Consider the following 16,455-nt stretch of genomic DNA (forward strand, 5'->3'; position numbering starts at 1 on the left):
CGCGCCGCTGCGTTAGCCGGGCATGATCACCAGCCGGATGCCATAGGCCACCACCGCCAGCAGGGCGACGCTGGCCAGCCAAAGCGCCACGAACCAGCCCGCGCGTTTAAGCCAATGGCGCATCAGTGATAGCCCTCCTCGGGGTCGATCTTGCCGCGGAACACCCAATAGGCATAGGCGGTGTAGCTCAGGATCAGCGGCAGCAGCACCAGCGTGCCGACCAGCGCGAACATCAGGCTCTCATCCGGGGCGGCAGCCTCGGCAATGGTCAGGCTGGGCGGGACCATATGCGGGTAGAAACTGATCCCGATGCCGATGAAGCCCAGCACGAAGAGCGCCAGCGCGCAGAAGAACGGCTGCTTGTCGCCGCGGCGTTGCAACCCGCGCAGCATGCCGAAAGCCGCCAGCGCCACGAGTAGGGGCACGATGCCGCTGAAGAGCGCGGTGGGCCACGCGAACCAGCGTTCGAAATAGACTGCGTCGGTGAAGGGCGTCCAAAGGCTGACCAGCCCCATGAAGACCAGCGTCGCCACCGCCAACGGCCATGCAAGGCGGCGCATATGCGCTTGGATGCGGCCCTCAAGCTTCATGTTGAGCCATGTCGCACCCAAGAGCGCATAGCCCGTGGTCACCGCCATACCGGTCAGGATCGAGAAGGGCGTGAGCCAATCCCACCAGCCGCCCGCATAGGCGCGGCCTTCGATCTCAATCCCCTGAACCAGCGCGCCCAAGGCGATGCCCTGACAGAAAGAGGCCACCAGCGAGCCGCCGAAGAATGCCATGTCCCACAGCGGTTTCCAGCGTTTCGTGCGCCAACGGTACTCAAAGGCGACGCCGCGGAAGATCAGCCCCAGCAGCATGAGGATAATCGGCATGTAAAGCGCGGGCATCACCACCGCATAGGCCAGCGGAAAAACGGCGAAAAGCCCGCCGCCGCCCAAGACAAGCCATGTCTCGTTACCGTCCCAGATGGGCGCGACCGAGTTCATCATCACATTGCGCTCGCCCTCATCCTTGGTCATCGGAAAGAGCAGCCCAACGCCCAGATCGAAGCCATCGAGGATGACGTAGATCAACACCGCTGCGGCGATGATCCCAGCCCAGATGAACGAAAGTTCAAGTCCAAACATCTCAGCTCTCCTCGCCTTTGTTATGCGCGGTCTTGTCTCTGACCGCCGCCTCTTCGCCGACAGCAAGGATCGGTCCCTCGCCGCGCGCCGGGTCGTTCTGCGCCGCCCCGTCTTGCGCGTCGTCCCCTTGAACGTCGTCACGCTCGTCTTCCAGCACATGGCCGACAACCGGCTTGCGCATCATCGCCAGAATATACCAAGTGCCCGCGCCGAAGACGAAAAAATAGACCACGATGAAAGCAATCAGGGAGGTCGCGACCGCCGGTGCCTCGATCGGGGCAAGGCTTTCCGAGGTCCGCAACAGCCCGTAGACGGTGAAGGGCTGCCGCCCGACCTCGGTCGTGATCCAGCCCGCCAGCACCGCGACAAAGCCGGTGGGGCCCATCAGCAGCGCCAGCCGGTGCAGCATCGGCGCATCGTAAAGCCGACCGCGCAGCCGCGCGAATGCGGCCCAAAGGCCAAGCCCCAGCATCGCAAAGCCAAGCGCGATCATGATGCGGAAGGACCAGAAAACGATGGCCACCGGCGGCTCATCCGCGTCCGGAATCGTGTCCAGCCCGTCGAGCGGCGCGTTCAGATCATGTTTGAGGATCAGCGACGACAGTTTGGGAATCTCAACCGCGTAGTCGATGCGCTTTTCCTCGGGGTTCGGGATACCAAAGAGGATCAGCGGCGCGCCCTCGGGGTGGCTGTCGTAATGCCCCTCCATCGCCATGACCTTGGCGGGCTGATGCTCCAGCGTGTTGAGGCCGTGCATGTCGCCCGCAAGGATTTGCAGCGGGGTCACCAGCAAAAGCATCCACATCGCCATGGAGAACATCCGCCGCGCCGCCGCATCCGCACGATCGCGCAGCAGGTGCAGGCCCCCGACCCCGCCGACGACCAACGCCGTGGTCAGATAGGCCGCAAGCACCATATGCAGCAAACGGTAGGGGAAGGACGGGTTGAACACGATCGCCCACCAATCCTCGGGCACGAACTGGCCCACGTCATTGATGGCAAAGCCCGCAGGCGTCTGCATCCAAGAATTCACCGACAAGATCCATGTGGCCGAGGCCAGCGTGCCAAGCGCGACCAGCGCTGTGGCGAACATATGCAGCCCGTCGCCCACCCGCTTGCGGCCAAAAAGCATGATGCCCAAAAAGCCCGCCTCAAGGAAAAAGGCCGAGAGCACCTCATAGGCCATCAGCGGCCCGACCACCGGCCCCGCCTTGTCAGAGAAGACCGACCAGTTGGTGCCGATCTGGTAGGACATCACGATGCCCGAGACGACCCCCATGCCAAAGGCCACGGCGAAGATTTTCTTCCAGTAGTTGAAGAGCTTCAGATAGGTCTCTTCGCGTTTCCACAGCCAGAGCGCGTTGAGCACAGCCAGAAAGCTCGCCAACCCGATCGAGAAAGCCGGGAAGATGATGTGGAACGAAACCGTGAATGCGAATTGCACCCGCGCTAGGATTTCGGCGGTGTAACCGTCGAGCATATGAAGCCCCCGCGTATTGTTTCCTGACCTATATAGGACCGGGCGGCGGGAGCGGCACAGGCTAAATTGCCGCAGTGCTTGGCCCGCGTTCTAGCTGTCGAACGTCACCACGACGCGCAGCCCCGGCGCGTTGTCGGCAAGCTCCAGCCTTGCCCCATGGAGTTTCGCGACCCCATCGACCAGCGGCAGACCCAGCCCATGACCCGGCGTGCCCCGGCTGCGATCCAGCCGGTAAAGCCGCTGCAACACTTTGTCGTGGTCCTCAGCCGGAATGCCGGGGCCGCCGTCAGCCACCGTGAGCGTGACCTCCCCCGACGCCTGTTTCAGCGATATCTCAACCGCCTCGGCATCGCCGGAATGGCGCAGGGCGTTTTCGATCAGATTGGCCAGCAGTTGGCCCAACAGCGCCCGGTCGCCCGTGACGTGGACAGGCGTTTCCGACAGGTCGCAGATCAGGCGTTTACCCTGCTCCCCTGCTGCGGGTTCGTAAAGCTCGACCATGGTGCGGCAAAGCGCGGTGAGGTCAACGGGGGTGAAATGAGCGCGGGCCTCGCCCTGCTCCACCTGCGCCAATTGCAGAAGCGATTGAAAGATTGCGGCGATGCCGTCCAACTCGGCACGCGCGCGGGCCAGCGGTTCGGCAAGGTCAGCGCCCGTGGCTTCGGCCCGGTCCAGATCGTCGAGATGGACGGAGACACGCTGAATCGGGGTCTTCAGGTCATGCGCGATATCGAGAGAGACCTGCCGCAGCGCCGCGACAGAGGTTTCCTGCGCCCGAGCCATCTGGTTCACCGCCTCGCCGATGCGCAGCAGGTCATCCGACCAGCGCGGCCCCGGCGCGACCCTTGCGGCCAGGTCCCCTGTCGTCAGCCGGTCTAGCGTGGCGCGGATCACCTCCACATGGCGTTTGGAGCGGCGGGCAAGGATCAGCCCGCCCGACAGCGCGATCAGCACCGTGGGCAGCAGGCTTACCAGCAGAATATTGACGAAAACCTCGCGCAGGGCCGTGATCTCGGCCCGGCTGCGCGCGATGGTCAAAAGCCCGCCATAGAGCGTGTCGGTCAGGGTCAGGTAAACACCCCGATACTCCGCCCGCGCCGCGCCGATCGAGACGATGTGATAGCCCTCGTTATCGCGCGCGATGGCCCCGTTGCCATAAATGCGCCCGTTGGGACCGATGTAGCTGAGGATCAGCCGGTTCGGGTCGGTCTCACGCGATTCCGCCTCGACCAGCCGCGCGAGGGCGGCGGCGCCGGGGGCAGCACGAAAGCCCGCCATGTCCTGTGCCAGATCGGCGCGGATCGCCTGTTCGAAGGACCGCTGGGTGACGGCATAACTGGCCGCGAGGCTGAGCAGGCTGACGATGGTGAACAAAAGCACCAGCAAAAGCGCCAGACGTAGCGGCATTGACCGCCAGAGCCCCGCCAGCCGCGCCCTCATGCGTCGATCCTATAGCCAGCGCCACGCACGGTCTGGATGAGTTCGCTGTCAAAGGGCCGGTCGACCTTGGCGCGCAACCGGCTGATATGGGTCTCCACCACATTGGTCATTGGGTCAAAGGAAATGTCCCAGACCGCCTCCAGCAGCATGGTGCGGGTCTGCACCCGGCCCTTGCGGCGCAAGAGATGCTCCAAGAGGGCAAACTCCCGCGGCAGCAGGTCGATCTCTTGGCCCGCCCGCGTCACCCGGCGGCTGATGAGGTCCATGGTCAGGTCGCCCGCGCGCAGGACCGTCTCCTGCTCCAACGCCTGCGGGCGGCGGGCCAGTGCGTTGACCCGCGCCGAAAGCTCTCCGAAGGCGAAGGGTTTGACCAGATAGTCATCCGCCCCGGCATTGAGCCCGTCGATCCGGTCCTCCACCGCGCCCATGGCCGTCAGCAGCAGGACCGGGGTGGTATTGCCCGCCCCACGCAGGGTTTTCAGCAGCGTCAGCCCATCCAACTCGGGCAGCATCCGGTCAAGGATCAGCACGTCATATTGCCCGGTGGTGGCCTGTACCAACCCGTCGCGGCCATCCGCGACCACATCCACCGCATGCCCCTCTTCGCGCAGGCCGCGCGCGATATAGGTGCTGGTGGTGGTATCGTCTTCGACAACAAGCAGTTTCATCGTGTCCTCATGTAGGATTGCCGATGAATTATGCCAAATTCGCCGCCCGTGCAGCCCAGAGGCGGCAATCTCACAAATTTGTATAGGGCACGGCAAGGCACTGTAAAACCGCAGGTCCAGATAGGCTCCCGGAACGACCGAATGCACAGCAAGGAGCATGCAATGACCAAGACCCTTTCCAAAGCCCCCCGCGCCGCCGCCCTTGCGCTGAGCGCCGCGATGGCCGCGACGCCGATGCTGGCGCTGGCCCCCTCGGCCGCGCTTGCGGTCCCGCCGGGCGGCTATGCCGACCTGGTCGAGGCCGTCTCCCCGGCCGTCGTCTTCATCGAAGTGACCGGCAAGCAGCAGCAGGCCGTGGCCCAGCAACAGCTGCCCCCCGGCATGCCCGAGGAACTGCGCCGCCGGTTCGAGCACATGCTGCCCGGTCAGGATGGCGCCGCCCCCGCTCCGCGTCAGGGTCTGGGTTCGGGCTTCATCATCTCCGAGGACGGCCAGATCGTGACCAACCACCACGTCGTCGCAGGTGCCGAGACAGTGACCGTGAAACTCGCCGATGGCCGTAAGTTCGACGCCGAAGTGGTGGGCAGTGACGCGATGACCGACATCGCGCTGCTAAAGGTTGCCGCGGATGTGGACCTGCCCAAAGTGGACTTCGGCACCTCGAAAACCCTGCGCGTGGGTGATGAGGTCGTGGCCGTGGGCAACCCCTTTGGCCTTGGCGGCACCGTCACTTCGGGCATCGTTTCGGCCCTGTCGCGTGACATTCAGGCCGGGCCTTTCGACGACTTCATCCAGACCGACGCGGCGATCAACCGCGGCAACTCGGGCGGGCCGCTCTTTAACAGCGAAGGCGAAGTCGTGGGCGTGAACACCGCGATCCTGTCGCCGGGCGGCGGTTCGGTCGGCATCGGCTTCTCGGTGCCCTCGGATCTGGTGCAGACCATCGTCGCCGATCTGGCCGATGACGGGTCGGTCGAGCGGGGCTGGCTGGGCGTGCAAATCCGGCCCATGACCCCCGAGGTCGCCAATGTGCTGGGCTATGACGAGCCGCGCGGCGCGGTGATCGAAGCGATCACCGAAGACAGCCCCGCCGCCAAAGCGGGCCTTAAGAAGGGCGACATCATCCTGTCCTTCGGCGACACGGAAGTGGACGATCTGCGCGACCTCACCCGCGCCGTGGCCACCACCACGCCCGAGAGCGCGGCAGAGGTCGTCGTGCTGCGCAAAGGGTCTGAACAGACCCTCGACGTGACCGTGGGCGCGCTGGAACCCAAGCCGGCGTGATCCACGCCTTCCCGGCGCCCCTCATGCCGCCGGGAAGCCCCAGCCCTTCGCCCTCGCCGGGGGCTAGGCAGCCTGCCCCGGTGGTCCTGCACTGCCGGGGCTTTTTACGTCCCCTCGCCGCCATCACCTTCGCCTGATGGTGCATTATGCATATGGAACCGCACCAGTTCCGCCACGGAATTCGCCTCAAGCTTGCGCATCACCCGCGCGCGGTGCACCTCGACCGTCTTGATGGAGATGTCCATCTCGCTGCCGATCTCACGGTTCGACAGCCCAGCCGCCACCCGCTCGAACACCCGATGCTCCTGCGGGGTGAGCCGGGCCAGAAGCTGCGCATTTTCGACCTCTGCCGCCTTGCTCCTGCGCCGGGCCGCATCGGACTGCAGGGCCGCGTTGATCAGGTCGAGCATGTTTTGGTTGTTAAAGGGTTTTTCAATAAAATCCACCGCCCCCGCCTTCATCGCCGTCACAGCGGTAGAGACATCGCCGAAGGCCGTCATCAGGATCAGCGGCAGTTTGATCCCCCGCGCGTTCAGCGCCTTTTGCAACTCCAAACCGCTCATCCCCGGCATCCGCACATCGCTCACAAGGCAGCAGCAACCGCTGTCCTCATAGCTATCGAGGAACGCTGCCGCCGATGCAAAGGGAATGGCGCGCAGCCCGACGGAGCCCAGCAACCACACCAGAGACTCCCGCACCGCGGCGTCATCATCGACGACGTAAACGATCCCTTCTTCCGACATTCTACTTTTGCACCTCCAGCGGCAGACGCACGGTCAGGCAGGCGCCTTCGGCATCGGATTTCGTCACAGCGATCGTTCCGCCATGGGACAGAACGATCGTTTCGCAAATCGCCAGCCCCACGCCAAGCCCCTTGTCCTTGGTCGAGCGGAAGGCGCTGAAAGCGGTCTGCGCGGGCATGTCCGGGGCAAAGCCGCGCCCCGCATCGGCCACGTCGATCACGATCTCCCCGGCTTCGCAGCGCGCGGTGACCGAAACTTCGGCATCCGCACGCTCCGCCTCCCGACAGGCGTCGATGCCGTTCTTGATGAGGTTAATCAACAGCTGCTCGATCTCGATCCGGGCGCAATGCAGGGCGACTTCGCCACATTGATCGTTGATGGCCACGGTGACCCCGGTGGCCGAGCTTTCGGGCTGGATCAGCAGTTGCACCAAGCGGAGGATCTCGTCAAAGCGGACCGCATTGCGGTCGGCATCGTCGCTATGCAGATAGTTCGACATGGAGCGCAGGATGGCGCTGGCCCGTTCAGATTGGCTTTGCATATTGTTGAGCACGGCGATCATATCCTCTCTCTCAAGCTGGTCGTTCTTGGCACGCAGCACGCAGCCTGCGGCAAAATTGTGAATAGCGGCTAAAGGCTGGTTCAATTCATGGGCGATGGCGGCGGTCATCTGGCCCAGAGTTTCGCGCCGGTTGAGCAGTTGCAGCGCCGTTTCATGCCGGTGCAGCCGCTCTTCGCGCTCGACCTTTTCGGTGATGTCGGCGGCGATGGTCAAAAGCCCGCCCGCGGCCACGGGGTAATCCGTCACCTCTAACCAACGGCCCGTCGATGTCCGCGCACGAAAGAACTTGGCCGGGGTGTTGCGCCGGTCGCGCCGCTGCGCGCTCCAGCGGAACTTGCCTTCGGTGGTCGTCGCCAATTTGCCGGTCTGGGTGAAATGGGCGAGCAGTTCATCGAAGTGTTTTCCGATGATTTCGCCCTCCATCCCGGCATAGGTCGCGCGATATTCCTCGTTGCAATAGACCAGACGGTCGCTGCTGTCGAAGAGCGCCACCATGGTCGAGATATTCTCGAAAGCCAGCGCCAAAGCCTCCAGCGCGCTTTTGCGCTCGGTCTCGGCGGTGGCGATTTCGGTCATGTCGAAACAGGTGCCGCGATAGCCTGCCAGTTCCGCTTGGGCATCGAAGAAAGGTTTGCCCGACATGTCGATCTGCCGTGTCCGCCTCTTGCCCAAGGACAGGACCAACCGCAGATCACGAAAGGCTTCTCGCGCGGCGAAGCGTTGTTGTAGCAGCTCGTAATCCCCTTGCTCTTTCGCCACATCGGCTTCGGCAAGGGTCTTACCCAGATCGAAGATCGGGGTCTCCGCATCGGTCTGACGGCCCCCGCCTGACAGAAAGGTGAAACGCCCTTCGGCGTCCATCTCCCAGACCCAATCGGTCGCGCTTTCGGTGAAGTCGCGAAAGCGGGTTTCGCTTTCCACCAGTTCGGTCAGCACGTTTTGCTGATCCGTCACATCTTGGATCGCGGCCAGCAGATGCACATGACGGCCCCGGTCCAAACGGCGAATGCAGGCCCGCGCTTCGATCTGGCGTCCGCTGGCGGCAAGAAACTTGACGTTCTCCACCACATCGCGCGGACGGCTGCCTGCCATATGCAGGTTGTTGCGGATCGTGGCGCGGCTGCGCGGCTCCACGAAACTTTGCCCCTGCTGCCACATCTCGCGCAGGTTCTGCGCGTCGCGGCCCAAAAGCGCCTCCACCTCGGGCGAGGCATCGACCAGCGCGCCCTGCTGATCCCACTCCAGATAGCCGATCCCCGCCACCTCTGCCGCAAGCGCATGTTTCGCCGCGCTGACCTCTGCCTCATGCACCGCGTCCTGCACGGCGGAGCGGTCCATGATCATGACCAGCACCCCCACCACCTGCCCCCGGTCGGACAGCGGCTGATAGACCGCCGCCCCTTGGGTGCGGTCCAGCACGGGGCGCGAGAAATCGAAATGCCATGTGACCTGCCGCCCGGCCAAGGCCTTTTCAAGGTTGTCCGAAATCTCGTCCAGCAGGTCCGGTGGGACGATCTGCGACAGGTGTTTGCCCACGATCTGATCCGCTGGCCTGCCGAAGGACGCGCTATAGGCGTCATTGACGAAAGCATAGGTCATATCGGGCGTGAGAAAGGCCGCCTGCACCGGCAAATGGTCGAGGAAGTCGGGCAATCTGCGCCGTGTCTCATCGGTGTTGGCGGTGTTTTGCAACTTGCGCCGGTTGCGCATCACGCGCCAGACCTGCGCCACCAGCACCGCAAGCGCCGCCACCGCAAAGACCAGTTCGATCGGATCGCTATAGGCGCCGCCGCGCGGGGCCGATGCCGACACCACGGCGACATAAAGCGCCAAGACCGCAACCGCGCCCCCCACGGCGAAGCGGTTGATCGCATCGCCGATCTGCTTGGCGATCATCACGCCGGACAAGACGATCCCGCACAGCGCAATCAATGTAAACGCCGCGACCAAGCTCATGCGCACCTCTACTTTCCCTCGAAAGGTCTGTCCTTTTGGCCCCCCTGTCTATTGGGGGAAACCCTGACAAAGAGCGATTAATCTGCCTCGCAATACGGGTATACGATGCCGCGCCATAAAATCGTGAAAATATCTGCCCCAATTTCAGCAGCTTGTTCCCGACTATAGGGGATAACCCTGACCCGGCTGGGGCTTTGCCCAATTGGCGGCGCAATTTCAGGCCGGTAGCTTGTGCTCACCCCACGGAATTGGCCGTGTGATACATGGTCAAAACGCGGATTTTGCAGTGACAGATAGTGAAACCCCACCCTCGAAGTCCTCTGACGAAAAGGCAGAGAGCAAGACGCCCACGCAGGCCGATCTGATGGAGATCCGCAGCCTCTACGCTCAGGCCGACGCGATGGCCGAAGCCGCTGAGAAAGCGGGCAAATCCGACGGTGAAGCGCAGCCTGCCGCGGCCCCGCCCCCACAGAGCGCCGAACAGGGTGATGAATGGAATGACGCGGGCTAAGCGCCGAGACCGCTCACTTCGTACTGTTGGACACCACATGGTCACTGTCGATCCCGCCCAACGAATGAAACAGGCCCGACGTATTGCTGACCCCGAATTTCTTGAGCAATTTGGCGCGATAGACCTCTACCGTCCGGTGCGAGATATCGAGGTTGAGCGCGATTTGCTTGCTGGTCAGCCCCTCTGCCAGATGGCTCAGGATCTCGCGCTCGCGCCGGGTCAGCGGCAGATAGGGCCGCTCGGCAGAGAGATCCGCAAAGCTCCAGACCGCGCGGTCGAGCGGGCGTTCGGGGGTGAAGGAATGGCCGCGCACCCGGCACCAGAACAGGCTGCCGTCGCGCCGTGCCATGATGCGCTCGTCCCAATAGGTATTGGTCTTTCGCAGCTGGTCGACGCCGCGGTCGCGGATATTTACGAACTCTTCATCCGAGGGATAGAGAATGGCGAAAAGCTGGTCGCGCAGATCGCCGCGCGCATAGCCGAACATCGCCGCGAAGGCGTTGTTGCAGTCGCGGATGCAGCGGTTCTCGGTCACCACAAGCCCGACGGGCGCATGAACAAAGGCAAGCTCTTCAAAGCGCCCCTGCGCAAAGCAATCGTCGGTACGTATTTCCACCATCTTGCTCCGTTTAACTCTATTTCGGATGCTGAAACCGCAAGCTAGTCGACGGGAGGAGGCGGCGCAACACGGCGCTGGCCCGTGCAGGGAGGACGCGATGCTAACACGCAAGCGCATGGCGGACGCGCCATGATCGCGCGGGCCGCGGACGCGCGGGTACGGCTGGCAGGGGGCAAGGGCGCGGGTGGCATCACCCGCGCTATGCCCATGCTGACCCGGAAAGGCACGCGCCAATGACCGCCCCCCATTTCCACTTTGTCCCCGTAATAGGCCATGAGGTGCATGTCGCCGAATGGGGTGATCGCCAGAAACCTGCATTGCTAATGCTGCACGGTCTGGCCCGCACAGGGCGCGATTTCGATGAGGCCGCCGCTGCCCTGTCGCGGGATTTCCATGTGCTCTGTCCCGACATGATCGGGCGCGGAAGGTCGAGTTGGGCGCGAGACCCTGAGGTGGAATATTCGGTCGAACATTACGCGCAAATCGCGACGGGGCTTTTGGATCACTTCCAGATCGACCGCGCCGCGTGGTTCGGCACCTCTCTGGGCGGCATGATCGGGATGCATGTCGCCTCTAGCCCTGAGGCCCGGCGTGTCAGCGCCTTGGTGGTGAATGACATCAGCCCCGAACTGCCCGAGGCGGCGGTGCAGCGGATCCTTTCCTATGTGGGCAGCCTGCCCGCCTTCGACAGTTTCGCAAAAGGAGAAGCCTGGCTGCGGAAGACCTACGCCCCCTTCGGCCCGGCGGCAGATGCCTATTGGCAGCGCATGGCGCGCACGTCGCTACGTCGCCGTGGGGATGGGCGGCTGACCCTGCATTATGATCCGCGCATCACCGTGCAGTTTACCGCCTCGGCGCATGAGTTGTCGACATGGGACCGTTGGTCACGGACCCGCACGCCCACCCATCTGCTGCGCGGCGCGCAGTCGGACCTGCTGCAACCCGAGGCCGCACAGCGGATGACGCAAAGCGGCCCCCGGCCCGACATGACCGAATTCCCCGGCTGCGGCCATGCGCCCAGCATGTCCAACCCCCAAGATATCTCTCTGCTGCGTCGCGTTCTGGTTGAATTGTTGGGACAATCCGCACCCTCATAGGGGCGATTAATGCAAAATTGACGCTACCGCCCCGGCATTTGGATGCATCCGGGTATTTTCCTTGCGTCAACAAAGTACTGTGCGGTCTAATGTCCTCGGGGCGTATCCGGCCCTCAGAAGGCCGGAGCGTGGAGGACAGGGACCACTTTGGGCAAAGCCGGCATGGAAAAGATCAGAAATGCGCTGTCTCAGCGTGCGAAACGGATTGTCGTGCTGGTCGCGCTCTGCGCCGTTGTCCTTGGCTTTGGCCATCGGATCGAGACGCTGTCCTACCAGACCTACATGCAGGATCTGGAGCTCGACACCACCTTGGAGCTGATCGAAGTCCGCGAACGGATCCGCGCGGATATCTTCGAGCAGATCCTGAAACTCCGCGAATTGGCCACCGTCATCAGCGAGAACCCGACGATCACCCAATCCGAATTCAGCGCCCGCGCGGCAGAGTTCATGGCCGAGAACCCAGATGTCATCAACCTCGCCGTGGCCCCGGACCTCGTTGTTACCATCGTCCACCCCTATGAGGCCAATCGCGGCGTGCTGGGGCTGGACTATCGCCAGAACGCGGCACAATTGCCGAAAGTCGAACAGGCTTTGCAAAGCGGCGAGGGGCTGGTGACCGGCCCGGTCGATCTGGTACAGGGCGGGCGCGGGTTGATCCTGCGACATCCGATCTTTGATTCAACCGGCACCAATGCCGCGCCGGACACGCCTTGGGGCATCCTTTCGATGGTGGTGGATTACGATGCCCTCGTCACCCGGTTACAAATCCCCGAACTGACCGAGAAATACGATCTGGCCATCCGCGAGTTGACGCCAGAGGGAGAGGTCGAACAGACCATCATCGGCGACCCAGAAATGACCTTGGTCGACCCGATCAAGCTCGACTTCAGCTTTGCCTTTGGCACGTGGCAACTGGCCGCCACGGTCAAAGGTGGCTGGCCAGAGCACCGCCCGGACTTCTGGCTGAACTGGCTCTTGCGTCTGCAAGGCGCGCTCGGCGTTACGATTTTCGCGTGGTACATCATGCGTCTGGCCGACAACCGCAAACTTGCCGAAGAACGGCTGCGCACCGGTGTCGAAGCCTTGGACCACGGTTTCGTTATGTATGACGCCAAGGGTACCTTGGTGCTTTGCAACGAAAAATACCGCGAGATTCATGGCTATAGCGACGTGGTGAAGCCCGGCTCGACCTATGAACAGATCGTGCGGGACAGCATTCGCCGCGGCATGGTCCCCGATGCCATCGGCAAGGAAGAGGAATGGATCCGCATCTGGCTGGAAAAGCGGGAGAACGGCGCCTTCGAGACCGAGCAGCGCATGCCCGATGGCCGCATCATCCGCACCTCGGACCGGCGGATGAAAGATGGCAGCGTCGTGGGTCTGCGGATCGACGTGACCGATCTGAAAAAGGCGCTTTTGACCGCCGAGGACGCGAACAAGGCCAAGACCGATTTCATGGGCGTGCTGAGCCATGAGTTGCGCACGCCGCTGACCGTCATTCTGGGCCATGTCCGCCTTGCGCGGCATTTTGACCGGACCCCGGCGGCGCGTGACCTATGCACCGCCATCGAGGCTGATCCCCAGACCCGCGAAACGCTCTCTCCCAAGCTGTCGGCGACCATGTCCAAACTGGGCGACATCATGCAAACGGTCGAGCGGTCGGGCAATCACCTGCTGACCCTGATCAACGAGGTGCTCGACTTTGCCAAGATCGACGCGGGCAGCCTGTCCATTGCGATGGAGCCGGTGCAGATCGACGATATCGTCACCCCGACCGCAGATCAGCTGCGCCCGATGGTCGAAGACAAAGGGCTGGAGTTAAAGGTGAAATCGGCCAGCGGCGTGATGCTGGCGGATGGCAAACGCATTCAGCAAGTGTTGATCAACCTGCTGAGCAATGCGACGAAATTCTCCGACGAAGGGACCATTTCGCTGACCTGCCGCATTCGGGGGGAGGTGGTGGAATTCCGCGTGACCGATTCCGGCATCGGCATCCCCGAAGATGAGCTGGAGCGCGTTTTCGAACCCTTCCATCAGGTCGATTCCACCGCCACCCGCCGCTTTGGCGGCACCGGGCTGGGCCTTGCCATTTCGCGCGACATCGCCACCGCCCATGGCGGCAGCCTTGTCGCCACCAGCATCATGGGCAAGGGCAGTAGCTTTTTGCTGACCCTGCCCCTGCGCCCTGCCATTGCCCTCGCCGCCGCCGAAGCGCGGGAGGCCGAGGTGGCCTGAGCGCCGCACCTCGGCTCTTCAACACCATGCCTCACCGCGCAGGCAGGTGCTCCACCACTTGCTCCTGCTCGCCCAGCCCTTGCACACCTAGCCGAACCCGGTCGCCGGGGCTGAGATAGCGTTGCGGTTTCAGCCCCATGCCCACGCCCGGCGGGGTGCCCGTGCAGATCAGATCGCCCGGCTCCAACTGGATGAATTCGGACATGTAGGAGATAATCGTCGCCACATCGAAGATCATCTTTTCGGTAGAACCATCTTGCAGCCGCTCGCCATTGATCTCGGCCCAAAGCGACAGCTTGCCCGGATCGCCCAACTCATCCCCCGTCACGAGCACTGGCCCTGTCGGGCAAAAGTTGGGAAAGCTCTTGCCCTTGACCCATTGCCCGCCCCGCTCGGCCTGCCACGCGCGCTCGGACACGTCGTTGACGACGCAATAGCCCAGCACATGATCCAGCGCCCGATCGCGGCTGACGTTCAAGGTGGTACGCCCGATCACCACGCCCAACTCGACCTCCCAATCAAGCTTGCTCATCTCTTTAGAATAGAGAAGCGGATCGTTCGGCCCGCAATAGGTGCGGCTGGCCTTGTTGAACAGGATCGGCTCGCGCGGCACCTCCATGCCCGACTCGGCCGCATGGTCGGAATAGTTCAACCCGACGCCCCAGATGTTGCGCGGTTGGCTGACCGGCGCGGCGATGCGCTGGCCTTGGGTCTGGGCCAGTGGCAGCCCTTCCAGATCGACGCCCTCAAACACCTCCCGCAGCGTCGGGATCGTCTCGGGCGTGAAGTCCGGCACAAGGGCGCTGACATCCCGCGCCTGCCCTGCCGCATCTAGCACCACCGGCGTTTTCGCACCGTCCCGCGCCCCGTATCGCATCAATCGCATGGTGAAATCTCCCCTCTTCGCAACCCTCGTTGGCCGTACCATAGCTGCTGGGTTGGCGATGGCCACCGCTTTGCAAAGGGGCGCACGCCGTCTCTGCCAATCGGCATCCGTCTGCTTACCGGGGTGAAAAGTCTTGTTCTTGCCCCAATTTAGCCGTTGCGGCATTGGCAGCGGCGCCCGAGGGGGATACCTTGGGTGAACATCTGCCCACGCGCCAAGACAGATGCAAAGACCACGACAGAGGCAAATATGAACGACTTTTACAACGCTCTGGCGGATTTCGACGATCCGCTGCGGCAACTCTATATGCTTGCTGTCGAACCTGACCTCTCTGTCGAAGACAAGATCGCCAAGCTTTTACAACTGGGCACAGAGGCGCTTGACCTCGAACTTGGCATCGTCTCCCGCGTGGATCACCCGGTCTATGAATGCGTCTATGTCCATGGGCCCGATTGGGCACCCGCCCCCGGCAGCACCTTCGACATCAATGGCACCTATTGCCTGCATACGCTGGGCAACGACGATGTGACCTCTTTTCACCACGCGGGCCAGCAAGAGATTTCGGCCCATCCCTGCTATGAGAACTTTGGGCTGGAAAGCTACATTGGGGCACCGCTGAAAATCGGCGATGCGCTCTTTGGGACGTTGAACTTTTCCGGCACCGCCCCGCGCCCCGCCCCGTTCAGCAAGGCGCAGACCCAATTCGTTCAATTCCTCGCCCGCTGGCTGAGCAGCGAGCTCTCGCGGCAATCCGAGCGCCGCGCGTTGCGCGAGCAGCGCGGGCTGCTCAAGGCGATGGTCGATGCCGTGCCCGAGGCCATCATCATGGCCGATCCCAACCGCCGCGTGGCCATGGTGAACCCGGCGGTTGAAACACTGTTCGGCTACACCCCCGACGCGCTTTTGGGGCGGCAGACGGCGGTTCTTTACGAGACCCTCGGCAGCTACGAACGAATGGGCGAAGAGCTTTCGAACGCTGGCACGGCCAGCAAGGAAAGCGGCTTTACCGTCGCCTGCCGCCGCGCCGATGGCTCTACTTTCGAGGGGCAAGTCGCCACCGCCAAGGTCGAGACTGACCGCGGTGAGCATCTGGGCTATCTTGGCGTGGTGCGCGACGTCAGTGAGCAACGCGAGTTTGAACGCGCCAAGGACCAGCTTATCGCCACCGTCAGCCACGAGATGAAAACCCCGCTGACCGCGCTGACCGGGGCGCTGCGCTTGCTTGAGTTGAACCCGGACGATCTGCCGCCGCAAAAGCGCAAATTGTTGCAGCTTGCGATGCGCAACGCGCGGGCGATCGATCAGATGGTGGGGGATATTCTGGATGTCGAAACCCTGCGCAGACCGGATCAATCGGGGTTCTCCGAACGCGCCTTGGCACCGCTCTTGGCCCAAGCCTCAGAGACCTTGGTCTCCTACGCGAAAGAGCGCGGCGTCGGCTTGGAAATGACCCCCTCCGAGGCCCCCGCACCGCTGTTGCGGCTGCACGAAGGGCGGCTCACGCGGCTGTTGTCAAACCTGTTGTCCAACGCGATCAAAGCCTCGGACGAAGGCGGCACGGTTCAGCTTGGCCTTTCGGAAGATGGCACCGGGTTCTGGGTCAAAGACCACGGCAGCGGTCTGCCTTTGGATCTGCAACCGGTTCTTTTCGAACGGTTTTCCCGCGGCTCCAGCTACCGGGTCAAAGAGGGGCACGGGCTGGGAATGAGCATCGTCAAAGCCATTGTCGACCAGCACCTTGGGGAAATCCGCTTTGAAACCGCCGAGGGCGAAGGCACGACCTTTTTCGTAGACTTCCCGCCGCTCGAAGGGCGGCCGGATGCGATGGCCGCCTCCTGACGGCG

At 63.1% G+C, this 16,455-nt stretch carries 14 protein-coding genes; 5 read left to right on the plus strand and 9 right to left on the minus strand.

Going from position 1 to position 16,455, the window contains the following annotated elements:
- Nucleotides 1-12: 12 nt before the first annotated feature.
- The 5 genes from ACGYK2_RS07820 to ACGYK2_RS07840 all read right to left on the minus strand — a co-directional run bounded on the left by ACGYK2_RS07820 (nucleotide 13) and on the right by ACGYK2_RS07840 (nucleotide 4,718).
- Nucleotides 13-123, minus strand: a complete 111-nt coding sequence (locus ACGYK2_RS07820) for a DUF2474 family protein (RefSeq protein WP_136720396.1) — start codon at nucleotides 121-123, stop codon at nucleotides 13-15.
- Nucleotides 123-1,130, minus strand: a complete 1,008-nt coding sequence (gene cydB, locus ACGYK2_RS07825; RefSeq protein ID WP_271688233.1) for a cytochrome d ubiquinol oxidase subunit II — start codon at nucleotides 1,128-1,130, stop codon at nucleotides 123-125. Before cydB ends, ACGYK2_RS07820 begins: the two co-directional genes overlap by 1 nt.
- A 1-nt stretch (nucleotide 1,131) precedes the next feature.
- Nucleotides 1,132-2,610: a cytochrome ubiquinol oxidase subunit I gene (locus tag ACGYK2_RS07830; protein WP_271688235.1), complete on the minus strand. Its 1,479-nt coding sequence runs from the start codon at nucleotides 2,608-2,610 to the stop codon at nucleotides 1,132-1,134.
- Between the two features lie 90 nt (nucleotides 2,611-2,700).
- On the minus strand, nucleotides 2,701-4,050 hold the full coding sequence (locus ACGYK2_RS07835) for a HAMP domain-containing sensor histidine kinase (protein WP_271688237.1): 1,350 nt from the start codon (nucleotides 4,048-4,050) through the stop codon (nucleotides 2,701-2,703).
- Complete coding sequence (locus ACGYK2_RS07840; protein WP_271688239.1) at nucleotides 4,047-4,718, minus strand: response regulator transcription factor; 672 nt, start codon at nucleotides 4,716-4,718, stop codon at nucleotides 4,047-4,049. The genes ACGYK2_RS07835 and ACGYK2_RS07840 overlap by 4 nt, the downstream gene beginning before the upstream one ends.
- Nucleotides 4,719-4,880: 162 nt before the next feature.
- Here ACGYK2_RS07840 and ACGYK2_RS07845 point away from each other — a divergent pair, with 162 nt between their 5' ends.
- On the plus strand, nucleotides 4,881-6,002 hold the full coding sequence (locus ACGYK2_RS07845; RefSeq protein ID WP_271688241.1) for a Do family serine endopeptidase: 1,122 nt from the start codon (nucleotides 4,881-4,883) through the stop codon (nucleotides 6,000-6,002).
- Between the two features lie 104 nt (nucleotides 6,003-6,106).
- Here the strand turns inward: ACGYK2_RS07845 and ACGYK2_RS07850 are convergent, their stop codons facing one another.
- Together ACGYK2_RS07850 and ACGYK2_RS07855 are read right to left on the minus strand one after the other, a co-directional pair.
- The gene (locus tag ACGYK2_RS07850) at nucleotides 6,107-6,745 is read right to left on the minus strand and encodes a response regulator transcription factor (protein ID WP_271688243.1); all 639 of its coding nucleotides are present in this window, start codon (nucleotides 6,743-6,745) and stop codon (nucleotides 6,107-6,109) included.
- Nucleotide 6,746: 1 nt separating this feature from the next.
- The gene (locus ACGYK2_RS07855) at nucleotides 6,747-9,263 is read right to left on the minus strand and encodes a PAS domain-containing protein (RefSeq protein ID WP_394374273.1); all 2,517 of its coding nucleotides are present in this window, start codon (nucleotides 9,261-9,263) and stop codon (nucleotides 6,747-6,749) included.
- Nucleotides 9,264-9,549: 286 nt separating this feature from the next.
- Between ACGYK2_RS07855 and ACGYK2_RS07860 the strand changes: the two genes are divergently transcribed.
- Nucleotides 9,550-9,774, plus strand: a complete 225-nt coding sequence (locus ACGYK2_RS07860) for a hypothetical protein (RefSeq protein ID WP_271688247.1) — start codon at nucleotides 9,550-9,552, stop codon at nucleotides 9,772-9,774.
- 13 nt (nucleotides 9,775-9,787) lie between these two features.
- On the opposite strand, the gene ACGYK2_RS07865 is transcribed toward ACGYK2_RS07860, so the two are convergent.
- The gene (locus ACGYK2_RS07865; RefSeq protein ID WP_067265514.1) at nucleotides 9,788-10,393 is read right to left on the minus strand and encodes a helix-turn-helix transcriptional regulator; all 606 of its coding nucleotides are present in this window, start codon (nucleotides 10,391-10,393) and stop codon (nucleotides 9,788-9,790) included.
- A gap of 233 nt (nucleotides 10,394-10,626) precedes the next feature.
- Between ACGYK2_RS07865 and ACGYK2_RS07870 the strand changes: the two genes are divergently transcribed.
- Nucleotides 10,627-11,490 carry an alpha/beta fold hydrolase gene (locus ACGYK2_RS07870; RefSeq protein ID WP_271688248.1) on the plus strand — a complete coding sequence of 288 codons (864 nt, stop codon included), beginning with the start codon at nucleotides 10,627-10,629 and terminating at the stop codon, nucleotides 11,488-11,490.
- Between the two features lie 162 nt (nucleotides 11,491-11,652).
- On the plus strand, nucleotides 11,653-13,725 hold the full coding sequence (locus ACGYK2_RS07875) for an ATP-binding protein (protein ID WP_271688249.1): 2,073 nt from the start codon (nucleotides 11,653-11,655) through the stop codon (nucleotides 13,723-13,725).
- Between the two features lie 31 nt (nucleotides 13,726-13,756).
- Here the strand turns inward: ACGYK2_RS07875 and ACGYK2_RS07880 are convergent, their stop codons facing one another.
- Nucleotides 13,757-14,611 carry a fumarylacetoacetate hydrolase family protein gene (locus ACGYK2_RS07880; protein ID WP_271688250.1) on the minus strand — a complete coding sequence of 285 codons (855 nt, stop codon included), beginning with the start codon at nucleotides 14,609-14,611 and terminating at the stop codon, nucleotides 13,757-13,759.
- Between the two features lie 249 nt (nucleotides 14,612-14,860).
- Here ACGYK2_RS07880 and ACGYK2_RS07885 point away from each other — a divergent pair, with 249 nt between their 5' ends.
- A complete protein-coding gene (locus tag ACGYK2_RS07885; RefSeq protein ID WP_271688251.1) occupies nucleotides 14,861-16,450 on the plus strand; it encodes an ATP-binding protein in 1,590 nt (529 codons plus the stop codon).
- Nucleotides 16,451-16,455: the final 5 nt, after the last annotated feature.

It is taken from the genome of Sulfitobacter sp. 1A10359, from assembly GCF_043558145.1.
GTDB lineage: Bacteria > Pseudomonadota > Alphaproteobacteria > Rhodobacterales > Rhodobacteraceae > Sulfitobacter > Sulfitobacter faviae.

Excerpts from the sequence above, each read along its gene's own strand:
- ACGYK2_RS07820 (WP_136720396.1), bottom strand. The coding sequence starts at position 123 with ATGCGCCATTGGCTTAAACGCGCGGGCTGGTTCGTGGCGCTTTGGCTG.
- cydB (WP_271688233.1), bottom strand. The coding sequence starts at position 1,130 with ATGTTTGGACTTGAACTTTCGTTCATCTGGGCTGGGATCATCGCCGCA.
- ACGYK2_RS07830 (WP_271688235.1), bottom strand. The coding sequence starts at position 2,610 with ATGCTCGACGGTTACACCGCCGAAATCCTAGCGCGGGTGCAATTCGCA.
- ACGYK2_RS07835 (WP_271688237.1), bottom strand. The coding sequence starts at position 4,050 with ATGAGGGCGCGGCTGGCGGGGCTCTGGCGGTCAATGCCGCTACGTCTG.
- ACGYK2_RS07840 (WP_271688239.1), bottom strand. The coding sequence starts at position 4,718 with ATGAAACTGCTTGTTGTCGAAGACGATACCACCACCAGCACCTATATC.
- ACGYK2_RS07845 (WP_271688241.1), top strand. The coding sequence starts at position 4,881 with ATGACCAAGACCCTTTCCAAAGCCCCCCGCGCCGCCGCCCTTGCGCTG.
- ACGYK2_RS07850 (WP_271688243.1), bottom strand. The coding sequence starts at position 6,745 with ATGTCGGAAGAAGGGATCGTTTACGTCGTCGATGATGACGCCGCGGTG.
- ACGYK2_RS07855 (WP_394374273.1), bottom strand. The coding sequence starts at position 9,263 with ATGAGCTTGGTCGCGGCGTTTACATTGATTGCGCTGTGCGGGATCGTC.
- ACGYK2_RS07865 (WP_067265514.1), bottom strand. The coding sequence starts at position 10,393 with ATGGTGGAAATACGTACCGACGATTGCTTTGCGCAGGGGCGCTTTGAA.
- ACGYK2_RS07870 (WP_271688248.1), top strand. The coding sequence starts at position 10,627 with ATGACCGCCCCCCATTTCCACTTTGTCCCCGTAATAGGCCATGAGGTG.
- ACGYK2_RS07875 (WP_271688249.1), top strand. The coding sequence starts at position 11,653 with ATGGAAAAGATCAGAAATGCGCTGTCTCAGCGTGCGAAACGGATTGTC.
- ACGYK2_RS07880 (WP_271688250.1), bottom strand. The coding sequence starts at position 14,611 with ATGCGATTGATGCGATACGGGGCGCGGGACGGTGCGAAAACGCCGGTG.
- ACGYK2_RS07885 (WP_271688251.1), top strand. The coding sequence starts at position 14,861 with ATGAACGACTTTTACAACGCTCTGGCGGATTTCGACGATCCGCTGCGG.